At 70.1% G+C, this 21,723-nt stretch carries 23 protein-coding genes and 1 pseudogene; 17 read left to right on the top strand and 7 right to left on the bottom strand.

Features of this window, described 5'->3' with window-relative positions; genetic code table 11:
* Window positions 1-271: pseudogene (locus ABD127_RS06520) on the bottom strand (hypothetical protein); the annotation flags it as partial.
* Between the two features lie 39 nt (window positions 272-310).
* Here ABD127_RS06520 and gcvT point away from each other — a divergent pair.
* Window positions 311-1,405, top strand: coding sequence for a glycine cleavage system aminomethyltransferase GcvT (gcvT, locus tag ABD127_RS06515; protein ID WP_344198960.1), 1,095 nt, complete (start codon window positions 311-313; stop codon window positions 1,403-1,405).
* 11 nt (window positions 1,406-1,416) lie between these two features.
* Complete coding sequence (locus tag ABD127_RS06510) at window positions 1,417-1,611, top strand: hypothetical protein (RefSeq protein ID WP_344198958.1); 195 nt, start codon at window positions 1,417-1,419, stop codon at window positions 1,609-1,611.
* A gap of 318 nt (window positions 1,612-1,929) precedes the next feature.
* Here ABD127_RS06510 and ABD127_RS06505 read toward each other — a convergent pair whose 3' ends face one another.
* Window positions 1,930-2,499, bottom strand: a complete 570-nt coding sequence (locus ABD127_RS06505; RefSeq protein WP_344198956.1) for a DUF3043 domain-containing protein — start codon at window positions 2,497-2,499, stop codon at window positions 1,930-1,932.
* Window positions 2,500-2,568: 69 nt separating this feature from the next.
* Here ABD127_RS06505 and ABD127_RS06500 point away from each other — a divergent pair, with 69 nt between their 5' ends.
* From ABD127_RS06500 to ABD127_RS06450, 11 genes are all read left to right on the top strand, one after another.
* Entirely contained in the window at window positions 2,569-3,204 is a 636-nt protein-coding gene (locus ABD127_RS06500) for a PspA/IM30 family protein (protein WP_344198954.1), read from the top strand.
* The gene (htpX, locus tag ABD127_RS06495; RefSeq protein ID WP_344198952.1) at window positions 3,179-4,087 is read left to right on the top strand and encodes a zinc metalloprotease HtpX; all 909 of its coding nucleotides are present in this window, start codon (window positions 3,179-3,181) and stop codon (window positions 4,085-4,087) included. Before ABD127_RS06500 ends, htpX begins: the two co-directional genes overlap by 26 nt.
* Window positions 4,087-4,653, top strand: a complete 567-nt coding sequence (gene pspAB, locus ABD127_RS06490; RefSeq protein ID WP_344198950.1) for a PspA-associated protein PspAB — start codon at window positions 4,087-4,089, stop codon at window positions 4,651-4,653. The genes htpX and pspAB overlap by 1 nt, the downstream gene beginning before the upstream one ends.
* A 41-nt stretch (window positions 4,654-4,694) precedes the next feature.
* Window positions 4,695-5,963: an aspartate aminotransferase type Ic gene (locus ABD127_RS06485; protein ID WP_344198948.1), complete on the top strand. Its 1,269-nt coding sequence runs from the start codon at window positions 4,695-4,697 to the stop codon at window positions 5,961-5,963.
* 15 nt (window positions 5,964-5,978) lie between these two features.
* The gene (locus ABD127_RS06480; protein ID WP_344198946.1) at window positions 5,979-7,082 is read left to right on the top strand and encodes a glycerate kinase family protein; all 1,104 of its coding nucleotides are present in this window, start codon (window positions 5,979-5,981) and stop codon (window positions 7,080-7,082) included.
* A 119-nt stretch (window positions 7,083-7,201) separates the two neighbouring features.
* On the top strand, window positions 7,202-7,576 hold the full coding sequence (locus ABD127_RS06475) for a HesB/IscA family protein (RefSeq protein WP_344198945.1): 375 nt from the start codon (window positions 7,202-7,204) through the stop codon (window positions 7,574-7,576).
* Between the two features lie 113 nt (window positions 7,577-7,689).
* Window positions 7,690-8,685: a carbohydrate kinase family protein gene (locus ABD127_RS06470; RefSeq protein ID WP_344198943.1), complete on the top strand. Its 996-nt coding sequence runs from the start codon at window positions 7,690-7,692 to the stop codon at window positions 8,683-8,685.
* Between the two features lie 111 nt (window positions 8,686-8,796).
* Entirely contained in the window at window positions 8,797-9,624 is an 828-nt protein-coding gene (gene ctaC / locus ABD127_RS06465) for an aa3-type cytochrome oxidase subunit II (RefSeq protein ID WP_344198941.1), read from the top strand.
* A complete protein-coding gene (gene ctaD / locus ABD127_RS06460; protein ID WP_344198940.1) occupies window positions 9,624-11,372 on the top strand; it encodes an aa3-type cytochrome oxidase subunit I in 1,749 nt (582 codons plus the stop codon). Before ctaC ends, ctaD begins: the two co-directional genes overlap by 1 nt.
* A 3-nt stretch (window positions 11,373-11,375) precedes the next feature.
* Entirely contained in the window at window positions 11,376-11,771 is a 396-nt protein-coding gene (locus tag ABD127_RS06455) for a cytochrome c oxidase subunit 4 (RefSeq protein ID WP_344198939.1), read from the top strand.
* 80 nt (window positions 11,772-11,851) lie between these two features.
* Entirely contained in the window at window positions 11,852-13,084 is a 1,233-nt protein-coding gene (locus ABD127_RS06450) for a L,D-transpeptidase (protein WP_344198938.1), read from the top strand.
* Between the two features lie 407 nt (window positions 13,085-13,491).
* On the opposite strand, the gene qcrB is transcribed toward ABD127_RS06450, so the two are convergent.
* From qcrB to ctaE, 4 genes are all read right to left on the bottom strand, one after another.
* Window positions 13,492-15,195 carry a cytochrome bc1 complex cytochrome b subunit gene (gene qcrB, locus ABD127_RS06445; RefSeq protein ID WP_344198936.1) on the bottom strand — a complete coding sequence of 568 codons (1,704 nt, stop codon included), beginning with the start codon at window positions 15,193-15,195 and terminating at the stop codon, window positions 13,492-13,494.
* Window positions 15,195-16,268, bottom strand: coding sequence for a cytochrome bc1 complex Rieske iron-sulfur subunit (qcrA, locus tag ABD127_RS06440; protein WP_344198934.1), 1,074 nt, complete (start codon window positions 16,266-16,268; stop codon window positions 15,195-15,197). Before qcrA ends, qcrB begins: the two co-directional genes overlap by 1 nt.
* Window positions 16,265-17,113: a cytochrome bc1 complex diheme cytochrome c subunit gene (gene qcrC, locus ABD127_RS06435; protein WP_344198932.1), complete on the bottom strand. Its 849-nt coding sequence runs from the start codon at window positions 17,111-17,113 to the stop codon at window positions 16,265-16,267. The genes qcrA and qcrC overlap by 4 nt, the downstream gene beginning before the upstream one ends.
* A 93-nt stretch (window positions 17,114-17,206) precedes the next feature.
* Window positions 17,207-17,878 carry an aa3-type cytochrome oxidase subunit III gene (ctaE, locus tag ABD127_RS06430; protein WP_486303284.1) on the bottom strand — a complete coding sequence of 224 codons (672 nt, stop codon included), beginning with the start codon at window positions 17,876-17,878 and terminating at the stop codon, window positions 17,207-17,209.
* On the opposite strand from ctaE, the gene ABD127_RS06425 reads away from it, so the two are divergent.
* From ABD127_RS06425 to ABD127_RS06415, 3 genes are read left to right on the top strand one after another with little or no spacing between them, the layout of a single operon-like run.
* Window positions 17,870-18,289, top strand: coding sequence for a response regulator (locus ABD127_RS06425; RefSeq protein WP_344198928.1), 420 nt, complete (start codon window positions 17,870-17,872; stop codon window positions 18,287-18,289). The genes ctaE and ABD127_RS06425 overlap by 9 nt on opposite strands.
* Complete coding sequence (trpD, locus tag ABD127_RS06420) at window positions 18,286-19,323, top strand: anthranilate phosphoribosyltransferase (protein ID WP_344198926.1); 1,038 nt, start codon at window positions 18,286-18,288, stop codon at window positions 19,321-19,323. The genes ABD127_RS06425 and trpD overlap by 4 nt, the downstream gene beginning before the upstream one ends.
* Before the next feature lie 9 nt (window positions 19,324-19,332).
* Window positions 19,333-19,608 carry an Lrp/AsnC family transcriptional regulator gene (locus ABD127_RS06415; protein ID WP_344198924.1) on the top strand — a complete coding sequence of 92 codons (276 nt, stop codon included), beginning with the start codon at window positions 19,333-19,335 and terminating at the stop codon, window positions 19,606-19,608.
* 3 nt (window positions 19,609-19,611) lie between these two features.
* Here ABD127_RS06415 and ABD127_RS06410 read toward each other — a convergent pair whose 3' ends face one another.
* On the bottom strand, window positions 19,612-21,276 hold the full coding sequence (locus tag ABD127_RS06410; protein ID WP_344198922.1) for a DEDD exonuclease domain-containing protein: 1,665 nt from the start codon (window positions 21,274-21,276) through the stop codon (window positions 19,612-19,614).
* Window positions 21,277-21,380: 104 nt separating this feature from the next.
* On the opposite strand from ABD127_RS06410, the gene ABD127_RS06405 reads away from it, so the two are divergent.
* Window positions 21,381-21,611 (top strand): hypothetical protein, encoded by a 231-nt coding sequence (locus tag ABD127_RS06405; RefSeq protein WP_344198920.1) that lies wholly within the window; start codon window positions 21,381-21,383, stop codon window positions 21,609-21,611.
* Window positions 21,612-21,723 lie beyond the last annotated feature (112 nt).

Below are 21,723 nucleotides of genomic sequence, written 5' to 3'. Positions count from 1 at the left end.
CGGGCAGGTGGGCGGCCGTCGGCTCGGCCGGCAGCGCGACGGCCACGACGACCGCGGCGGTGACGGCGTCACCGGAGGGGAAGACGACGACCTCGTCGTCCTTGCCGGTGAAGCCCAGCAGGTCGAGCGCGTCGGCGACCCCCTCGCGGTCGTCCTCGCCGCGGATGCCGAGGACGAGCACGTCGGCCTTCGCGGTGAGGGCCTGAGCGGTGCTGAGCGTCACGCTCGGCAGGTCGGTGCGGGCAGTGCTGTTTCCAGGAGCGGCAGCCATGCCCTCAACCTAGCGTGACCCGCTAGTAGGTTGGCCGACATGGATCTGCTGCACTCGCCCCTGCACGATCGACACGTGGCCCTCGGAGCCAAGTTCGCCGAGTTCGGCGGCTGGGAGATGCCGCTGGAGTACTCCGGTGTCGTCAGCGAGCACACCGCCGTGCGTGAGGGTGTGGGCGTCTTCGACGTCAGCCACCTCGGCAAGGCCGTCGTGCGAGGCACCGGCGCGGCCGACTTCGTCAACGCCTGCCTCACCAACGACCTCGGGCGCATCGCTCCGGGCAAGGCTCAGTACACGCTCTGCTGCGACGCCGATGGCGGCACGGTCGACGACCTGATCGTCTACCTGCGCAGCGCGTTCGAGGTCTTCCTGATCCCCAACGCCGCCAACACGGCTGCGGTCGTCGCCCGGCTCCAGGCGGCTGCGCCCGAGGGCATCGAGGTCGTCGACCAGCACCGCGAGCTCGCGGTCATCGCGGTCCAGGGTCCGAAGAGCGACGAGGTGCTGACGGCCCTCGGCCTGCCGATCGACCACGAGTACATGTCGTTCGAGAGTGGCGCGATCGACGGGCACGAGTTCACGGTGTGCCGCACCGGCTACACGGGGGAGCGCGGCTACGAGCTCGTCGTCCCGGCTGCCGGCGCGGGCGCCGTGTGGGACGCGGTCGTGGCCGCCGGCCAGCCGCACGGCATCGCGCCCGCCGGCCTCGGCGCCCGCGACACCCTGCGCACCGAGATGGGTTACCCGCTCCACGGCCACGAGCTCTCCGACGAGATCAGCCCGGTCATGGCACGCGCCGGCTGGGCGGTCGGCTGGAGCAAGCCGACGTTCTGGGGCAAGGAGGCGCTCGAGCGTCAGCGGAGCGAGAAGACCGTCCGCACCCTGCGCGGACTCAAGGCCGAGGGGCGCGGCATCCCGCGCCCCGGCATGGTCGTGCGCGACGCGGACGGCGCGGTGATCGGCGAGATCACCTCCGGCACGTTCTCGCCGACCCTGCGCCAGGGCATCGGTCTGGCCCTGCTCGACCCGGGCGTTCCCGACCAGGCCGCCGTGACGGTCGACGTGCGCAAGCGCTCGGAGGCGTTCACGGTGGTCAAGCCCCCGTTCGTCACCGCCACCACCAGCGGAAGCTGAAGGAGAACACGATGGCCTGGAGCTGGACCTACGAGAACGCCGACGGCGACACCGTCGGCACGTCCGAGACCTTCGACGCCCGCGGCGACGCGGAGTCCTGGATCGGCGAGGAGTACCCCGACCTGCTCGACGACGGCGTCGCGCAGGTGCGACTGCTGGAGGACGGGAAAGAGGTCTACGGACCGATGTCCCTCAGCCCGGAGTGAGCTTCGCAGCCGTCACCACCGGTGGTTGAGGTGTGACGAGCTCCAGCGAGGAGCCTCGAATCCTCGGTCACGTGACCTCGTGCCGTGGTGACGGACAAGCGGGCATGGACCAGGATCCGGCCCGTCCGCTCGGGTGATCCGACCGTTCGCGCTGACAGGGCACGGCAGTTGGTCCCCGGGCACGGCAAATTTGCCGTGCCCGGGGACCAACTGCCGTGCTGAGCGCTCAGATGCCGTGCCCGGAGGCCCGGCGCGCTGTGGTCCGTGGCCGCTTGTCGGTGACCACCGTCGTCGCGCAGGTGCGCGGCGGTGACTTTCTCAGTACCGCGCCTTGAGCTGCTCGCCGCGCTTGACGACGGGCTTCGGCAGGCGCAGGCGGCGGATCTGGCTGCTGCGCAGGACGGCGTAGGACGTCGTGCCCTTGTGCGAGGCGTCGGGGAAGCGGGAGCGAAGCTCCTTCTTCAGGCTGCGCACGAGCATGACCTCGTCGAGCACGGTGCCGAGGATCGTGAACGCCCAGAGGCCGGACACGACGGTCGCGACGCCGGCGGCGTTGAGGAAGTTCGGGCCGATGATGTTGAACAGCAGCATGAACACCAGGATCGGGAGCAGGAACTCCGCGACGTTGAGGCGACGGTCGACGTGGTCGCGCACGAGGGCCTTCATCGGCCCCTGGTCACGAGGCGGCAGGTAGTCGCCCCGGCCCGTGTTGAGCGCCTCGCGCTGCTTGGTCCGGATCTCCTGACGGCGCTTGCGGTCCTGCTCGGCCCGCTGCTTGCGCGTCATCGCGGGACGCCGCTCCTGGCGGCGCGCGATCTCGGCGTCCTTGCGGCTCGGCGTCGGGCGGCCCTTGCCGCCGGCCTCGGGCGTCTGCTCGTGGTCGGTCACGGCGTCACCCTATATCTGTCGTCCTGAGGAGCCCGGTGCAGGCTTCCGGCAGCACCGTAGGCTGCAGGCATGGGCTTGTGGGACCGGATGCGGGGCATCGCTCGTTCACGTCGGGGCGATGACGACGCGTGGAGCGAGCGGATGGACACGACCGTGCGCGACCAGCAGGGAACGCTGGCGCACCTGCGCCGGGCCCTGGCCGACCTCGCCACGAACCGCCGCCGGGTCGAGCTCCAGCTCGGCCGACTGCAGCAGCAGGCCGCGCAGCTCGACGCCACGGCGGCCGAGCGCGTCGGCGCCGGGGACGACGAGGGTGCACGTTCCGCCCTGGCCCGCAAGGTCACGATGGAGAAGGCCATCGGCGACCTCGCCGAGCGCCACGCCACGCTCCTGGCCGACGAGCAGAAGCTGACCGCCACGGCCGACCAGGTCCAGACGCAGATCGAGGACTTCCGGATCCGCAAGGACACGCTCGTGGCCCGCGAGTCCGCCGCCACGGCGAAGACCGAGATGCACCGCATCAACCGCGACCAGGGAGCCATCGCCGGCGACCTGGACGACGTCGAGCGCCACACCCGCGAGGCCGAGGCCACCGCCGCGGCCTACGACGAGCTCGCCGACCCCACCGATGCCGCCAACTGGGACAAGGCGTTCGGTTCCCTCGACGAAGGAGAGGGCCGTGGCCCGAAGTCGCTTCCGCAGTGACCGTGGACTGACCCTGCGCATGGGCGGGGTCAGCTTCGGCCTCGGCCTGCTCTACGTCGCGTTCGGCGCGGTGCTGATCTCCGTGTTCTTCAACAGCGGAGGTGTCGGGGGCGGGTTCATCGCTCTCGTCATCGTGCTCGGCATGGCCTGGGGCCAGTGGTACTTCTCCGACACGCTCGCCCTGAAGTCGATGCGCGCCCAGGTCGTCGAGCCGCACCAGGCGCCCGAGCTGCACGCCATGATCGACCGCCTCTGCGCGCTGGCCGACATGCCCAAGCCTCGCGTCGCGGTCGCCCAGACCGACATCCCCAACGCTTTCGCCACGGGCCGCACGCCGAACCACTCGGCCGTCTGCGTCACGACCGGCATCCTGCAGCGCCTCACGGCCGACGAGCTGGAGGGCGTCCTGGCCCACGAGCTGGCGCACGTCGCCAACCGCGACGTCACGGTCATGACGGTGGCGTCCACGCTCGGCCTCCTCGCGGGGTTCATCACCCGCTGGGGCATGTACCTCGGTGCCGGCCGCCGCGACCGCAACGGCGCGATCGGCTTCCTGATCGTGTTCCTCGTGAGCATCGTGGTCTACGCGATCAGCTTCGTGCTCACGCGCTCGCTCTCGCGCTACCGCGAGCTCAGCGCCGACCGCTCGGGCGCCTACATCACGGGCCGTCCCTCGCAGCTCGCCTCGGCGCTCAGCAAGATCTCGGGCGACATGGCGCAGATCCCGTCGCGCGACCTGCGCGACACGGGCGCCGTCAGTGCGTTCTTCTTCGCCCCGGCGCTCAACCGCGACTCGGTGTCCGCGATGTTCTCGACCCACCCGCCGCTCGAGAAGCGCCTCGCGCAGCTGGCCCAGATCAGCGCCGAGCTGGGTGAGCAGTGATGGGCCTCTTCGACGCGATCCTGGGCCGCAGCAAGCCGCCGGAGGCCGATCTCGACATCCTGTTCCAGGTGCCGCAGGCCGTGCTGTCGCTGGAGGCGCAGGGCTTCACGTTCACCGGCACCGGCGGTGTCTGCTTCCGCGACGTCGAGGGCAACGCCGACAACCTCTCGGTCGACGAGGCCGAGCAGCTCGTGCGCCTCGACGGCACCGCGACCGTCGAACGCTCCGACGACTCGTTCGGCTTCCACTGGCTCACCGTCACCCGTCCGGGCGACGCGCCCGGGCTCTGCACCGACCTGCACGCGGTCAACTCCGGTCTTGCCCAGGCCGGCTTCAGCAGCTCGCTGCTGTGCTCCACGGTGGTCTTCACGGCACCGGACGGCGGCCCGCTCGGACTCGTCTACCTGTTCAAGCGCGGCACGTTCTACCCCTTCGCTCCGCGCGGCGAGCAGCGCCGCGACAACGCGCTCGAGCTGCAGGTGCGCGGAGCGGTCGCGAACGACGTGCCGGTCGAGTCCGACCTGTCCCGCTGGCTCGCGCTCTGGGGCGCGCCGCACCTGGCGTGAGCCCCCTGTCGCGCGCACCGACGTCCTTGTAGGTTGACGGTGTGAGCCTGCAGTCACTGACGACCGACGAGCTGTCCACCTTCAAGGCCGAGCAGGAGGCCGCCTACGCGGCCCTCGGGTCGGCGGGCCTGTCCCTCGACATCACCCGCGGCAAGCCCTCGCCGGAGCAGCTCGACCTCTCTTCGGCGCTGCTGACGATGCCGGGCGACGACTTCCGCTCTGCCGCGGGCGTCGACACCCGCAACTACGGCGGCCTGCACGGCCTGCCCGAGCTGCGCGAGATCTTCGCCGAGCTGCTCGGCGTGCCGGTCGACCAGCTGCTCGCGGCCGACAACGCCAGCCTCTCGCTGATGCACGACACCCTCGCCTTCGCGCTGCTGCACGGCACGCCGGAGTCGCCCACGCCCTGGGCCGGCCAGGACATCGCGTTCCTGTGCCCCTCGCCGGGCTACGACCGCCACTTCGCGCTCGCCGAGCACCTCGGCTTCCGGCTCATCCCGGTCGACCTCCACGAGGACGGCCCCGACGTCGCTCAGGTGCGCCAGCACGCGGCCGACCCGGCGGTCAAGGGCATCTGGATCGTCCCGACCTACGCCAACCCGACGGGTGCCGTCGTCAGCGAGTCCGTCGCCGCCGAGCTCGCCGCGATCGAGACGGGTGCGCCCGACTTCCGCATCTACTGGGACAACGCGTACGCGGTGCACCACCTGACGGCCGAGCGGGTCAAGACCCCCGACATCCTCGGGCTGGCCTCGGCCGCAGGGCACCCGAACCGTCCGCTGGTGTTCGCCTCGACCTCGAAGATCACGTTCGCCGGCTCGGGCGTCTCGTTCCTGGGCGGCTCGCCCGAGAACGTCGCCTGGTACCTCGGGCACCTGGGCTTCCGCACGATCGGGCCCGACAAGGTCAACCAGCTGCGTCACGCGCGGTTCTTCGGCGACGCCGACGGCGTCCTGGCGCACATGGAGCGCCACCGCGCGATCCTCGAGCCCAAGTTCGCGATCGTCGAGCGCGTGCTTTCCGACCGCCTCGGGCCGCACGGCGTCGCGTCGTGGACCCAGCCCAAGGGCGGCTACTTCGTGAGCCTGGACGTCACCGAGGGCACCGCGAACCGGGTCGTGCAGCTGGCCAAGGACATCGGCCTCGCGCTGACGCCGGCCGGGTCCTCCTTCCCGTACCAGACCGACCCGCGCGACCAGAACATCCGCGTCGCCCCCACGCTGCCGTCGCTCACCGACCTCGAGGCCGCCATGGAGGCGCTCGCGACCTGCGTGCTGCTCGCCGCGGCCGAGAAGGCCCAGACCCCGTGAGCTGGTCGGTCTGACGTGAGGGTGCTCGTCGCACCCGACAAGTTCGCCGGGACCCTCAGCGCCGCCGAGGCGGCCGCCGCGATCGCCGAGGGATGGCACCGGCACGCTCCTGACGACGTCGTGACGTGCGTGCCGGTCGCGGACGGCGGCCCGGGATTCGCCGGCGTGCTCGCGCAGGCGCTCGGTGGGCGCTTCGAGGCCGTCGTGGTGCGTGGTCCGCTGGGGACGCCCGTGCCGGTCGAGCTCGTGGTCGCCGAGGGCACGGTCTACCTGGAGTCCTCGCAGGCCTGTGGGCACGGGCTGGAGCCGACCGTCGACCCGATGCGCGCCTCGACGGCGGGCGTGGGAGAGGCGATCCTGGCGGCGGCCCGGTTCCGGCCCCGTCGGATCGTCGTCGGGCTCGGCGGCTCCGTCACGACCGACGGGGGAGCGGGCCTGCTCGCCGCGCTCGGCGCCACGGCCGACGTCAGCCTGGCGGACGGACCCGAGGGCCTCGACGGCGTCGAGGAGGTCGACCTCTCCGCCGCTCGGCAGGTGCTCGACGGCATCGAGCTCGTCGGTGCCGTCGACGTGACGGCGCCCCTGCTCGGGATGTTCGGCGCGGCCCGCGTCTTCGGACCGCAGAAGGGCATGGACGACGAGCAGATCTGGCGCGCCGACCGGCTGCTCGACGCCTTCGTGGACGTCGTGTGCGGCACGGCCCCGCACGAGCGGCGGATCGCCGAGGAGCCCGGCACGGGTGCAGCGGGCGGCCTCGGGTTCGCCCTCGCCCTCCTGGGGGCCTCCCTGACGCCAGGCACCGACGTCGTGCTCGACGCGATCGGCCTGGACACCCACGTCGCCGCCGCCGACCTCGTCGTCACGGGTGAGGGCGCGTACGACATCACCTCGCGCTCCGGGAAGGCCGTGTTCGGGGTCGCTGCTGCTGCGGCCGAGCGGGCGCGTCCCTGCATCGTCCTGGCCGGCCGCGTCGACGTCGGAGCCCGCGAGATGCGCGCCATGGGCGTCGAGTCGGCCTACGCCGTCGCGGACGTCGTGGGGGAGGAGGCCGCCCTCGCCGACCCGTCCCGTCACCTCGCCGACCTCGCCGCGCGGGTGGCCCGCACCTGGTCGCCGTGACCCGGACCGTCACGGGTGGGGCGTACGATGGGGGAAGCGGGAACAGAATCGCGCGGCGCGCGGTTGACCCCGTGAGAGCAGTACCCGAGCCACCCGCACCCCACCTCGCAGGAGATGACATGAGCGTCGAGAGCACCACCGACGTCGAGATCCAGTCCAGCCCCCCGGCCGACGGCATCACGCTGTCGGACTTCGCGGCTGCGAAGGTCAAGAGCCTCCTGGAGCAGGAGGGTCGCGACGACCTGGCCCTGCGCATCGCCGTGCAGCCCGGCGGCTGCTCCGGCCTGCGCTACCAGCTCTTCTTCGACGAGCGCACGCTCGACGGCGACGAGATCCGCGAGTTCAACGGCGTCAACGTCGTCGTCGACCGCATGAGCCTGCCGTACCTCCACGGCGCCTCGATCGACTTCGTCGACACCATCGAGAAGCAGGGCTTCACGATCGACAACCCCATGGCCACGGGTTCGTGCGCCTGCGGCGACTCGTTCCACTGAGTCCACCAGCTGCCTGACGGCTCCCCGCTCCACCCACCGGTGGTGCGGGGAGCCTTCTGCGTTGTGGCCGGGTCGTCACGTCGGCGTCACCGGCACGCACTACGCTCGCTCCCATGCATCTCGCCATCGCCGGATCGATCGCTGCCGACCACCTGCAGACGTTCGCGGGCCGGTTCTCGGACTCGCTCGTGCCCGACCAGCTCGACAAGCTCTCGGTCTCGTTCCTCGTGCAGGACCTCGACATCCGCCGCGGCGGGTGCGCCGGCAACATCAGCTTCGCGCTCGCGACGCTCGGTCAGCGGCCGACGCTCGTCGCCGCCGTGGGCCGCGACTTCGCCGAGCAGGGTTACCAGTCCTGGCTCGAGGCGGCCGGCGTCGACTGCTCGCGCGTCCACGTCTCGCCCACGCTGCACACCGCCCTGTGCACCATCACGACCGACGAGGCGCACGCGCAGATCGTCACGTTCTACCCCGGCGCGATGGCCGAGGCCGCCACGATCGACGTCGCCGCGCTGCACGCCGAGGCGCCGGTCGACCTGCTGCTGATCGGCCCCGACGACCCGGGCGCGATGCTGCGGCACACCAGCACGGCGCGTGAGATCGGCCTGCCATTCGTGGCCGACCCGTCGCAGCAGCTCGCCTGGGCCGACGGCGACCTGATCCGTCAGCTCATCGAGGGCGCGGCCTACCTGTTCTCCAACGACTACGAGGCCGCGCTCATCGAGCAGAAGACCGGCTGGACGGCCGACGAGGTCAAGGCCGCCGTCGGCGTGCAGGTCATCACGCGGGGCAAGGACGGCGTGACGGTCGTCGACACCGACGGCACGCGCTTCGACGTGCCCGCGATCGCGGGCGTCGAGGCCGTCGACCCGACCGGTGTCGGCGACAGCTTCCGTGGCGGATTCCTCGCGGGACTCGCCGCCGGCCTCGACCTCACGACGTGCGCCCAGATCGGCTGCACGATCGCGGCCAGCGTCGTCGAGACCACGGGCACGCAGGAGTACGTCCTGGAGCGGGAGGCCTTCCTGGCCCGCCTCAAGGGCGCCTACGGCGAGCCTGCGGCCGAGCGTGTCGCGAGCGCGATCGCCGTGTCCGGCACCCGCCCGTAGGTGTCTCCGACACCATGTCGTAGATAGGATGCCCTTACCTCCTGGTGAGGGTTCGGCTGGAGTACTGTGCACGTGTCATCACGTGACGATCTGGAACCAGAAAGGCGCCCCGTGAGTCGATTGAAGTTGGCGGTTCTCGCCCTTGTCGCAGTCGTGCTGAGCGGCTGCTCTCCCGTCGACGACTCCGACATCAAGCGCTTGGCGCTCCCGGTGGCCGGAAGCGACCGAACCGACGAGATCTGGAACCTCTGGCTGGGTGCCTGGATCGCCACCGCGGTGATCTTCGTCCTGGTCTTCGGCCTGCTCGTCTGGTGCATGGTGCGCTACCGCCGCCGCAGCGACGACGAGATCCCCATGCAGGTGCGCTACAACCTGCCGATCGAGGCGCTGTACACCTTCGCGCCCGTCATCATCGTCGCGGTCTTCTTCTTCCACACCGTCACGGCGCAGAACGCGATCCTCGAGAAGGTCGACGAGCCCGATCACACGATCGAGGTCGTGGGCTCGAAGTGGCAGTGGGCCTTCAACTACCTCGACGAGGAGGCCACGTCGGGCGTCGACGTCTACGACTTCGGCACGCCCGACGCGCCGGCCGAGCTCTGGCTGCCCGTCGACGAGTCGGTGCGCTTCGACCTGAAGTCGCCCGACGTCATCCACTCGTTCTGGATCCCGGAGTTCTACTTCAAGATGGACGTCGTCCCCGGACGCGTGAACTCCTTCGACGTCACCCCGACGCGCGAGGGCACGTTCACCGGACGGTGCGCCGAGCTCTGCGGTCTGTACCACTCACGGATGATCTTCAAGGTCAACGTCGTCTCGCGCGCCGAGTACGACGCGCACCTCGCCTCCCTCGAGAGCGAGGGCAACACCGGTCGCCCCACGGGCGCCGCCGAGGCCGACACGATCGCCGGACTTGATCCCGAAGGAGCCGAGGACTGATGGCCAGCACCACCGCCGCGTTCGACATCGGTGACGCACACGCGGCCCCCGCGCACGGTCACGTCGAGAAGACGCTCCCGCAGAAGATCGTCAACTGCCTGACCACGACCGATCACAAGGTGATCGGCAACATGTACCTGGTCACGTCGTTCGCGTTCTTCATCATCGGCGGCGTGATGGCCCTGGTGATCCGCGCCGAGCTGGCGCGCCCGGGCACGACCTTCGTCGACGACGAGACGTACAACCAGCTCTTCACGATGCACGGCACGATCATGCTGCTGATGTTCGCGACGCCCCTGTTCTTCGGCTTCGCCAACGTGATCATGCCGCTGCAGATCGGTGCGCCCGACGTCGCGTTCCCGCGCCTCAACATGTTCAGCTACTGGCTGTACCTGTTCGGCTCGCTGATCGCGGTCTCCGGCTTCTTCACCCCCAGCGGTGCTGCCAGCTTCGGCTGGTTCGCCTACGCCCCGCTGTCGGACGGGATCAACTCGCCCGGCGTCGGCGGCGACCTGTGGGTCATGGGCCTGTACCTGTCGGGCATCGGCACGATCCTCGGTGCGGTCAACTTCACGACCACGATCTTCTGCATGCGTGCGCCCGGCATGACGATGTTCCGGATGCCGATCTTCGTCTGGAACGCGCTCGTCACGAGCCTCCTGGCCCTGATCGCCTTCCCGATCTTCGGTGCGGCGCTCCTGGCGCTCGGTGCCGACCGCATGTTCGGTGCCCACGTCTTCGACGCGGCCAACGGCGGCCCGATCATGTGGCAGCACCTGTTCTGGTTCTTCGGGCACCCAGAGGTCTACATCCTGGCCCTGCCGTTCTTCGGCATCGTCACCGAGATCCTGCCCGTCTTCGCCCGCAAGCCGATCTTCGGCTACGTCGGCCTCGTGGGTGCGACGCTGATGATCGCGGCCCTGTCGGTCGCGGTCTGGGCCCATCACATGTACGTCACCGGTGCGGTCGACCTGGCGTTCTTCAGCTTCATGACGTTCCTGATCGCGGTCCCGACCGGCGTGAAGTTCTTCAACTGGATCGGAACACTATGGGGGGGATCTCTGTCATTCGACACCCCTCTGATCTTCTCGCTGGGCTTCCTCACGACCTTCCTCTTCGGCGGTCTGACGGGCGTCATCCTGGCCTCGCCGGCCCTGGACTTCCAGCTGTCCGACTCCTACTTCGTGGTGGCGCACTTCCACTACGTCGTCTTCGGCACCGTGGTGTTCGCGATGTTTGCGGGCTTCTACTACTGGTGGCCCAAGATGACCGGGCGCATGCTCGACGAGAAGCTCGGCAAGATCCACTTCTGGCTGCTGTTCATCGGCTTCCACCTGACCTTCCTCGTCCAGCACTGGCTGGGTGTCGAGGGCATGCCGCGCCGCTACGTCGACTACTCGCCGAGCGACGGGTTCACGACGCTCAACGAGATCTCCTCGGTCGGCGCCTTCCTGCTGGGCGCGTCGATGCTGCCCTTCTTCCTGAACGTCTGGAAGTCGCGCAAGAGCCCGAAGGTCGGCCTGGACGACCCGTGGGGCTGGGGCCGATCGCTGGAGTGGGCCACGAGCTCGCCCCCGCCGCGTCACAACTTCCACTCGCTGCCCCGCATCCGCTCGGAAAGCCCTGCGTTCGACCTGCACCACCCGGAGATCGCGGCGCTCGAGCTGCGCGACAACCCCGACGAGCAGTCGGCGTTCGCCGATGCCCCGGACGTCAACGGCAAGCCCGGCACGAACAAGGAGTCCTGATCGATGAAGGCCGAGCTCTGGACGATCGCATCGTGCGGCATCTTCTTCGCACTGATCGCCCCGATCTACTGGGTGCTGTCCGGCGACGTCACCGGGTCGGTGGCGCTGCTCATGACGACCCTGCTGTGCGTCCTGATCGTGTTCTACCTGGCGGTCGTCGCCCGGCAGATCCCGGATCGCCCTGAGGACCGCAGCGATGCCGAGATCATCGACGGCGCCGGTGAGCTGGGCTTCTTCCCGGCGTCCAGCTGGTGGCCGCTCTGGGCCGCGATGTCGTTCGCGACGATCGTGCTCGGCGTCGTGTTCGGCTGGTGGCTGTTCATCATCGGCGTCGGTGTCGGCGTGATCGCCCTCGTCGGTTGGGTCTTCGAGTTCTACCGCGGCGTCCACAAGCACTGACACCGGATCGTCATCGTCGGCGAGGTCGTCACGGCCCTCGCCGCCACGGAATGCGCCGTCGCCCGACGTACCATGGGTGCGTGAAGAAACTTCCCCTCCTGCTGCTGGCGACGCTCCTGGTCCTGGCCGGATGCACCGGCGGCTCGTCGGAGCCTGACCGCGAGGTCGCCCAGGCCGCCGTGCTGAACGCGAACGTCGAGGACGCCGCTGCCGACGTCGACGTCTCCACCGTGGTGGAGGTCGGCCTGCAGCACGGCACGTTCGAGTCGGTCACGCTGACGGCCGCTGACGGCACCGCGATCGAGGGTGCTCCGGTCGCCGAGGGCGGCAGCGACACGAGCGCCGGAGCCAGTCCGGCGCCGTCGGCCGAGGCACCCGCGGAGGGTGTCACGACCTGGGCTGCGGGTGCGCGCCTGGAGCCTTCCACGACCTACACGCTCGCCGCCACGGCCGTCGGTGACGACGGCGAGACGATCGAGCTCAGCCGCACGTTCACGTCGCAGGCCGTGGCCGAGGAGAACGAGATCTTCCCGTCCGTCGCGCCGCTGGCGGGGGAGACGGTCGGCGTCGGCATGCCGGTCGTGGTGCTGTTCGACCACCCGGTCACCGACCACGTTGCCTTCGAGCAGCACATGAACGTCGTCAGCACGCCGCAGCAGGCGGGCAGCTGGTACTGGCTCAACGACTCCGAGGCGCACTGGCGTCCGCAGGTGTACTGGCAGGCCGGCACCTCGGTGCAGGTGCAGCTCGACCTCAACAGCGTCCCCGCCGGTGAGGGCATGTACGGTCAGGAGAGCCGCGTGATCGACTTTACCGTCGGCAGCTCGCACATCTACACCGTCGACATCGGCGGGCACACGATGTCGGTCGAGCGCGACGGTCAGGTCTCGGCCACGTACCCCGTCACGACGGGCGACTCGACCCACCAGACGCGCATCGGCACCAAGATCATCATGGAGAAGCACGAGTCGATCGACATGGACGCGGCCACGACGGGCGTCGACAGCAGCGATCCGGGCTACTACCGCGTCGAGGGCGTGCGCTGGGCCATGCGCCTCACCTACTCGGGCGAGTTCATCCACGCGGCGCCGTGGTCGGTCGGTCAGCAGGGCCGCGCCAACGTGAGCCACGGCTGCACCGGCATGAGCCTGGAGAACGCGGGCACGTTGTTCCAGGAGTCCCAGCGCGGCGACGTCGTGAACTTCGTCAACGGCTCCCGTCCGCTCGAGGCGGGCAATGGCTGGACCGACTGGAACGTCCCGTGGGAGGAGTACCAGAAGGGCTCCGCCCTCTACCAGGCCCCCGCCGCCTGACCCTCGCCCTCGCGGCCGCCCTGCCCAGTCCCCAGCCCGGGGGAGCGGTGAGTCTCGGACCAGTGCCGGCACCGGGCGGTGAGTGTGGGACCAGTGGAGCCTGCTCACAGGTCCCACACTCACCGCCCGAGCTCGGCACTGGTCGCTATCTCACCGCCCGGGGCGGTGGTCGGTGGGCGGTTCTGTGCGGGCCGCTGGTCGCCCGCAGGGCCGGGAGCGGTGAGCTCGTCGCCCTTTTCCCGGGGGAGCGGTGAGTGAGTCGTCCTTCGCAGGGCCGGATGGGCGACTAGCTCACCGCTCGGGGGCGGGATGGGCGACTAGGTCACCGCCCGGGGTGGGGTGGGGTGGGGAACGGCGAAGGCCGGCTCCCCAGGTGGGGAACCGGCCTTCGACCGTGGTGCTGGTGATCAGTGCGACTTGGGGACACCCGCGTCGGAGACGCCACCGAAGTCGTCGCCGATCTGGTTGGGGTGGCCCTGGAAGTCCCCGAGGTGCTCCTCCGCGTGGTGCACTTCCTCGACCGTGGGCTTGTCGAGCACGCCCTGGTAGTAGAAGTGACGCAGACGCGCCCGCAGCTTGTCCTTGCGGCCCGCCGGAGCAGCCACGCCGTTGCTGTCGACGGTCTCGGCCGCCTCGAGCTCGGGGAGACGCTGACGCGCCGTGAGCGTGTACTGGTCGGCCACCGGCAGGGGAGCGTGGCGCTCGCTGTAGCCGCCCGAGGGCGACCGCTCGATGACGCCGGTCTCGTAGCCGTGCAGCACCGTGTCGTGGTCGCGGTGCTGCAGACCGATGCAGATGCGGCGCGTGATCAGGAACGCGACGACCGGGAAGACGAAGAAGCCGATCCGGAAGATCCACGTCAGCATGAAGATGTCCATGTGGAAGTGGGTCGCGATGATGTCGTTGCCGCCCGCGGCCCAGCCGACGCCGTACGCCGTCATGCCCGCCACACCGAGCGCGGTGCGCGTCGGCGCGTCGCGCGGACGCTCGAGCAGGTGGTGCTCACGGTCGTCCTGCGTGATCCAGCGCTCGATGAACGGCCACAGGGCCAGCGCGGTGAACAGCAGGCCGAGGCCGCCGAGACCCGGGATCGCGACGTTCCAGCTCCACGTGTGGTTGAAGAACGTGCTCTCCCAGCCCGGCATGAGGCGCACGAGGCCCTCGGAGAAGCCCATGTACCAGTCCGGCTGCGAACCGGCCGTGACCTCGGACGGGTTGTACGGACCGTACGCCCAGACCGGGTTGATCTGGATGATGGCCGCGAACAGCGCCGTGAAGCCGAAGACGACGAAGAAGAATCCGCCGGCCTTGGCCGCGTACACCGGGAGCATCGGGTAGCCGACGACGTTCTCGTTGGTGCGTCCGGGCCCAGGCCACTGCGTGTGCTTGTGGTAGACGAGCAGCAGCATGTGCGCGGCGATCAGACCCAGGATCAGCGCCGGGATCAGCAGGATGTGCGCCATGTAGAGGCGCGGGATGATCAGGTCGCCCGGGAACTCGCCGCCGAACAGGAAGAACTCGACGTACGAGCCGACCAGCGGGATCGAGCGGATCAGGCCGTCGACGAACCGCAGACCCGTGCCGGACAGCAGGTCGTCGGGGAGCGAGTAGCCCGCGAAGCCCTCGACCATGCCCAGCACCAGCAGGCCGACGCCGATGAGCCAGTTGACCTCGCGCGGCTTGCGGTACGCACCCGTGAAGAACACGCGGAGCATGTGCACGATCATCGACGCGACGAACAGCGCCGCCGCCCAGTGGTGGATCTGCCGCATGAGCAGGCCGCCACGGATGTCGAAGGAGATGTCGAGGGTCGACGCGTACGCGTACGACATCTCGATGCCCTTGAGCGGCTCGTAGGAGCCGTCGTAGATCGTCTCGCCCATGCTGGGCTGGAACCACAGGGTCAGGAACGTGCCGCTGATGAGCAGCACGACGAAGCTCCACAGCGCGATCTCGCCGAGCATGAACGACCAGTGCTCGGGGAAGATCTTGCGCATGTTCTTGCGCGCGATCCCCGCCACGCCGAGGCGGTCGTCGATCCAGCCGACAGGTCCGGCGGCCTTCTGGCCGACCTTCGTGTCCTGGATGTCGGTGTAGGTGTCAGTCGCCATCACGCACCACCTCGGTTGTTTTCCTCGTCGAGCTTCTTCTGGTCACGCGCCAGCTCGGGGTAGCTCGGAGCCACGATGTCGAGGAAGTCGCTCATCGCGATGATGTAGCCCTCACTGTCCAGGCCCAGCGGGAGCTGGGGGAGCGGACGGTGAGCCGGGCCGAAGATGACCTTGCCGTTGTCGGCGAGGTCGAACGTCGACTGGTGGCAGGGGCAGAGCAGGTGGTGCGTCTGCTGCTCCCAGAGCGAGATCGGGCAGCCGACGTGGGTGCAGATCTTGGAGTAGCAGAGGATGCCGTCGATGCCCCAGTTCGCCTTCTCGGCGTCGGGGGTGATGTCGTCGGGGCGCATGCGCACGACGATGACGGCGGCCTTGGACTTGGCGGCGAGCAGCTCGTGCCCGTGGATCTCGGCCTCGTCCTCGCCCTCGGCCGGGAAGAACACGGCGGGCTCGGCGTTCACGAGCTGGCCGACCTCGAGGTCCGCGGGACGGATCGGCAGGCCGGAGATGTCGTTGACGACCCGCATGCCCTTCTTCCAGACCGTGTGGGCCTGGCCGTGGGGGAGCGGACCCAGGTCGCGCAGCAGCACGACGCCCGGGATGGCGAGCATGCCGACCGCACCGAGCAGCGAGTTGCGGATGAGCGGGCGACGCCCGATCTGCGACTCCTTGATGCCGGCGTTCAGGTCGGCGAGCACCGCCGTGCGGTCGTCGTCGGACGACTTGGCCGGGTGACGCAGCTCGACCATCTCGTGGTCCTGCATGATCTTCTTGGCCCACTGGATGATGCCGATGCCGATCAGCAGCAGCGAGCCGCCGAACGTGGCACCGAGGGCGAAGTTCTGCGCCGACCAGCCGAGGAACGTCTCGTCGAAGTCGATCGTGAAGTACGCGACCGCGAAGCCCAGGGCCAGCACCGCCGCGATGCCGAACATCAGCGAGATCTGACGCTCCGTGCGACGGGCCTGTGCCTCGTCGACGTCGGTGACGCGGTACGCGTGCTCCGGCAGACCCGGATCGGCGATGGGCTCGGCGACCTGCGCGTCGGAGCCGTGCTTCTCGAGCTCACTCACTGCTCTGCTCCTGCTCCTGCGGGCTTCTTCTTCGAACGGGTGCCGTGCGCCGCGATCCAGATCGCGAAGCCGACGAGGCCGCCGATGCCGAAGATCCAGACGAACACGCCGTCGGCCACGGGGCCGATGCCGCCGCCGCCGAAGCCGCCGTAGTTCGGCTGGTCCTGGACGGCCTTGATGTAGGCGATGACCGCGCGCTTGTCCTCGGGCGTGATGACGTCGTCGGAGAAGACCGGCATCTGCTGCGGGCCGGTCTGCATGGCCTCGTAGATGTGCTTGGCGCTGACACCCTCGAGCGTCGGCGCGAAGCGGCCACCCGGCAGGGCGCCGCCGGCGCCGACCGAGTTGTGGCACGCGGTGCAGTTGGTGCGGAAGAACTCGCCGCCGAGGCTGATCTCCTCGGCCGAGGCGCCCTCGTACTCGAGGTACTCGTCCTCGGGGACCGACGGACCGGGCGCCAGCGAGGCGATGTACGCCGCGAGCTGACGGGTCTCCTCGTCGGTGTACTCCGGCGTCTTGCGCGGCGCCTGCGGCGAGGTCTGGGCCATCGGCATGCGGCCGGTGCCGACCTGGAAGTCGACCGCGGCAGCGCCGACGCCGATCAGGGACGGGCCGTAGTTGCCGTCGCTCGTGGTCGTGATGCCCTCGGCGTTCTGCCCGTGGCAGCTCGCACAGCCGATCACGAACAGGTCGCGTCCGGCCTCGATGTCGTCGAGGGAGGACGTCTCAGCCGTGGCTCCCTTGGGCGCGAACGCCATGTAGAGCACCGCGGCCACGGCGAGCGCCCCGAGGATCACGAGGACGTTGGCCAGGGGATGCCGCCGCCGGGTCGACAAGGTGCGCACCGGAACCTCAATTCCATGTCGTACTACTACAGAGTGTCGTGGACTAAAGAGTAACCCCGCGAAGGGGCGGAACAGGGGTTAGGTGAGCCTTGCTCACTGCAGGAGGTAGATGGAGGCGAACAACGCCACCCAGACCACGTCGACGAAGTGCCAGTAGTAGGACACGACGATCGCGGAGATGGCCTGCTCGTGCGTGAACTTGCGGGTCACGAAGGTGCGTCCGATGACCAGCAGGAAGGCCAGCAGACCTGCGACGACGTGGATGCCGTGGAAGCCGGTGGCGAGGTAGAAGAGGCTGCCGTAGGCCGACGACGAGAGCGTCAGGCCGTGCTCGACGAGCTCGGCGTACTCGGTGGCCTGGCCGCCGATGAAGATCGCGCCCATGAGGAACGAGAGGACGAACCACTCGCGCATGCCCCACTGGGAGACGTTGAGGATCGACCCGCTGCGTCCGGCCTTGCCCTTCGCCGCGGCGAAGACGCCGAACTGGCAGGTGACCGACGACAGCACCAGGATCGTGGTGTTGGCCGTCGCGAACGGCACGTTGAGCAGCTCGGTCTCCTGCGCCCACAGCTCGGGGGTCACGTTGCGCACCGTGAAGTACGCCGCGAACAGAGCCGCGAAGAACAGCAGGTCGCTCGCGAGCCAGATGATCGTGCCGACCGTCACCATGGACGGGCGGCCCTCCTGGCCATGGAGTCGGGACGCGGGGATCGCAGAAGTAGTCGCCACGCGATCATTATGTACGATCCGAACGTGGCTCATGACCGACCCCTGCGTGTCCTCGTCTACAGCGACGACCGTGACGTCCGACACTCCGTGCTCCAGGCCCTCGGACCGCGGCCGCACCCCGATCTGCCGTCCCTGGAATTCCTGGAGGTTGCGACCGAGGCGGTCGTGCTCCAGCACCTCGACGAGCGGCGCGAGTCGCGCCGCGTCGACCTCGTGATCCTCGACGGCGAGTCGGTCCCGGTCGGCGGTCTCGGCATCGCGCGCCAGATCAAGGACGAGATCTTCCACGCGCCGCCCGTCGTGGTCGTCACGGGTCGCCCGGGCGATGCCTGGCTGGCGCACTGGTCGCGCGCCGACGCGGTCACGAGCCACCCGATCGACCCGCTGACGTTCGCCGAGACGGTCATCGGCGTGATCCGCACCGTCGTCGCGCAGACCTCATGACGTTCACGTGGCCCGACGTGCTGTCCACCCTGACGGCGCGTCGTGACCTCGAGCCCGAGGCGGTCCGGTGGGCGATGGGCGAGATCCTCGACGGCCAGGCCTCCGACCCGCAGATCGCGGGATTCGCCGTGGCGCTGCGCACCAAGGGGGAGACCCGCGCCGAGCTGCAGGCACTGGCCGACCAGATGCTCGAGTCGGCGGTCCGCCTCTCGGTCACTGATCGCGTCCTCGACATCGTGGGCACCGGCGGCGACCTCGCCAACACCGTCAATATCTCCTCGATGTCGGCGGTCGTCGCAGCGGGGGCCGGGGCCGGCGTGGTCAAGCACGGCAACCGCTCGGCGTCGAGCTCCAGCGGCTCGGCCGACGTGCTGGAGGCGCTCGGGGTGCGGCTGGACGTCCCGGCCGACCGCATCCTCGACGTCTACGAGCGGGCCGGCATCACGTTCTGCTTCGCCCGGGTCTTCCACCCGTCGTTCCGCCACATCGGCCCGGCGCGCTCGGCCCTGGGCATCCCCACGACCTTCAACTTCCTGGGCCCGTTGACCAACCCCGCGGCGCCCTCGGCGATCGCGATCGGCTGCGCCGACGCGGCGATGGCCCCGCTGATGGCGGGCGTCCTGGCCGAGCGCGGCTGCGACGGCCTGGTCTTCCGCGGCGACGACGGCCTCGATGAGCTCACGATCACCACGACCTCGCGGGTCTGGGTCGTCGCCGACGGCGAGGTCGCCGAGGAGACCCTCGATCCGACCGACCTCGGGTTCACGCTGGCCCCGGCCGACGCGCTGGCCGGCGGCGACGTCGCCTACAACGCCGACGTGTTCGTGCGGGTGCTCGACGGCGAGCAGGGCGCCCCGCGCGACGCCGTGCTGCTGAACGCCGGCGCGGGCATCGCGGTGCACGCTGCGCAGCCCGGCTCGCTGACCGAGCGCCTCGCGGTCGGCATCGAGCGGGCCCGGGAGTCGATCGACTCCGGTGCGGCTCGCGACGTGCTGGCGCGCTGGGCCGCCGCGACCGCCGAGCTCTCGGCGTAGGCTGCTGACGTGATCACCGCGATCGTCTTCATCCACGCCGACGTGGCCCGTCTGTCGAGCATCGCCGACGCCATCTCGCAGGTCGAGGGGGTCAGCGAGGTCTACTCCGTCACGGGTGACCTCGACCTCGTCGCGATGGTGCGCGTGCGCTCGATCGACGAGGTCGCCACGACCGTGACCGACGGCATCAACACCGTCGACGGCGTCGAGGCGACGCAGACGCAGATCGCCTTCCGCACCGTGAGCCAGCACGACCTCGACGCCGCGTTCAGCATCGGTCTCTGACGCTCAACGCACGTGCCGGGCGGCGCCCGGGAAGGTCGCGTGCCACTGACCGCGCACGATGCGCACGCCGGGTGAGACGAGCCAGCGGCGCACGACCTCGACCTCCTCGACGGTGCCGGCCGGCACCGGACCCGCGCCGGGCTCGACCGACTCGGCCGTGGCGAGCAGCTGGTCGAGCCACGCCTCGTAGGGGCGGCCGTGGGGCAGGACCCCGGCCGCGGCCAGGCGGCCGTGGCGCACGACGTGCATCTCCCAGCCGTCGGGATGCGGGGAGGCGGCCACGATCTCGGGCTCGCGGGTGACCTCGAGCAGCTTCTGGGTGCGGGTGAGGCCCCGCACGAGCGAGGCCAGGCGGTCGCGCACGACCGCAGCGTCCTCGTACCGCTCCTCGCCGGCCAGGTCGGCCATGCGCCGACCGAGACGGGCCACGACGGCCTCGGGGTCGGACTCGAGTGCGGCGCGCAGCCGCTCGACCTCCTCGGCGTACCGCTCGGGCGAGACGGTCTGGTCGCAGGGGGAGAGGCAACGACCCATCGCCGCCAGGACGCACGGGGAGGAGCGGGGTGCCTTGCCGAGACGCTGGGTGCACTGGCGCACCTGGAACTCCTCGTGCAGCGCGTCGAGGGCCGCAGCGGCGTCGGCGCGCCCGCGGAACGGCCCGACGTGGACGGCGTCGGGCGTGACCTTGCCGACGATCGACAGCCGCGGCCAGGGCTCGACCGTGAGCCGGATCCAGGTCGTGCGCTCGGGGAACTTGGAGCGCCGGTTGTAGGGCGGACGGTGCCGCGCGATGAGCCGCAGCTCGCGCACCTGGGCCTCGAGGGTCGTGGCGCACGTGACCGCCTCGACCCGCTCGGCGAGGTTGACCATCTCGCCCATGCGCGTGCGGGTCTCGGCCTTCGTGAAGTACGACCGGACGCGGGTGCGGACGTCGCGCGACGTGCCGACGTAGAGCACCTCGTCCGCGCGGTCGCGGAACAGGTAGACGCCGGGGGTGTGGGGCAGCCGGTCGGCGAGGTGGCGCTTGCGACGCTGCTGGGGCGTGACGGTGGAGGTGAAGTCGCGCGTCTCCTCCAGGGAGTGCACGCCGAACGATCCGAGCCGGCCGATCAGGTGGTGCAGCACGTCGACCGTGGCGCGGGCGTCGTCGAGCGCCCGGTGGTTGGGGGTCGTGGCGGCACCGACGTGGGCCGCGAGGGTCGAGAGCTTGACGTTGCGGACCTCGTCCTTCAGCAGCACGCGCCGGGCGAGGGTGACGGTGTCGAGGACCTCGAACGTCGGCCACGGGATCTCGAGCTCGCGCGCGGCGTGCTTGAGGAACCCGGTGTCGAAGCGGGCGTTGTGCGCGACCAGCACGGTGCCGCGGGCGAACTCCAGGAAGCTCGGGAGCACCTCGGCGATGCGCGGCGCCTCCAGGACCATCGCGTCGGTGATGCCGGTGAGCACCGTGATGAACGCCGGGATGGACTCGTCGGGATTGACCAGCGTCTGGAACTCGCCGAGGACCTCGCCCCCGTGCACCTTGACCGCGCCGACCTCGGTGATCTTGGACCCGTTGGTGGGCGAGCCGCCCGTGGTCTCGAGGTCGACCACGCAGAACGTGACGTCCGAGAGCGGCCGCCCGAGGTCTGCGATGGCCGTCTGGCTCCACCGTGCGTCCTTCGCCATGGGGTCAGACGGTAGGCGCGAGGTCCGACACTTCCGCGCATCTCGGGAGGGCCGCGTGCCGGATGCCCGGGAAACTGTCGGAGGGCGGACCTAGCGTCCGAGACATGAACACCGAACCCCACGACCCCGTCGTCGTCGACTGCGATCGCTGCGTCGTCCGCAGCCCTGCCGCGTGCGGCGACTGCGTGGTCACCTTCCTGCTGGGCGCCCCGCCCGCCGGCATCGAGATCGCGGCCGACGAGCAGGTCGCGCTCGACGCCCTGGCCGAGGGCGGCCTCGTGCCGCCCCTGCGCCTGGTCGTCGGCCTGCCCGAACGCCGCACCGACGTCGGCTGAGAGTTGAACCCGCCACCGTGACCCCCGTACGATGACTCCTTGTGCGTCCGGAGAACGCCGATCCCCCCGATCGTCGTCGGACGCGCCGCTGTGCTGGACGGGCGTTGGGGAA

Origin of the sequence: Aeromicrobium alkaliterrae (assembly GCF_039529015.1) — a bacterium.
Lineage (GTDB): Bacteria > Actinomycetota > Actinomycetes > Propionibacteriales > Nocardioidaceae > Aeromicrobium > Aeromicrobium alkaliterrae.
Note: the sequence above shows the minus strand (reverse complement) of the source record. Positions and strands in the feature narration are given on the sequence as shown.

Excerpts from the sequence above, each read along its gene's own strand:
- gcvT (WP_344198960.1), top strand. The coding sequence starts at position 311 with ATGGATCTGCTGCACTCGCCCCTGCACGATCGACACGTGGCCCTCGGA.
- ABD127_RS06510 (WP_344198958.1), top strand. The coding sequence starts at position 1,417 with ATGGCCTGGAGCTGGACCTACGAGAACGCCGACGGCGACACCGTCGGC.
- ABD127_RS06500 (WP_344198954.1), top strand. The coding sequence starts at position 2,569 with ATGGGCTTGTGGGACCGGATGCGGGGCATCGCTCGTTCACGTCGGGGC.
- pspAB (WP_344198950.1), top strand. The coding sequence starts at position 4,087 with ATGGGCCTCTTCGACGCGATCCTGGGCCGCAGCAAGCCGCCGGAGGCC.
- ABD127_RS06475 (WP_344198945.1), top strand. The coding sequence starts at position 7,202 with ATGAGCGTCGAGAGCACCACCGACGTCGAGATCCAGTCCAGCCCCCCG.
- ABD127_RS06470 (WP_344198943.1), top strand. The coding sequence starts at position 7,690 with ATGCATCTCGCCATCGCCGGATCGATCGCTGCCGACCACCTGCAGACG.
- ctaD (WP_344198940.1), top strand. The coding sequence starts at position 9,624 with ATGGCCAGCACCACCGCCGCGTTCGACATCGGTGACGCACACGCGGCC.
- ABD127_RS06455 (WP_344198939.1), top strand. The coding sequence starts at position 11,376 with ATGAAGGCCGAGCTCTGGACGATCGCATCGTGCGGCATCTTCTTCGCA.
- qcrB (WP_344198936.1), bottom strand. The coding sequence starts at position 15,195 with ATGGCGACTGACACCTACACCGACATCCAGGACACGAAGGTCGGCCAG.
- ctaE (WP_486303284.1), bottom strand. The coding sequence starts at position 17,878 with ATGAGCCACGTTCGGATCGTACATAATGATCGCGTGGCGACTACTTCT.
- trpD (WP_344198926.1), top strand. The coding sequence starts at position 18,286 with ATGACGTTCACGTGGCCCGACGTGCTGTCCACCCTGACGGCGCGTCGT.
- ABD127_RS06410 (WP_344198922.1), bottom strand. The coding sequence starts at position 21,276 with ATGGCGAAGGACGCACGGTGGAGCCAGACGGCCATCGCAGACCTCGGG.
- ABD127_RS06405 (WP_344198920.1), top strand. The coding sequence starts at position 21,381 with ATGAACACCGAACCCCACGACCCCGTCGTCGTCGACTGCGATCGCTGC.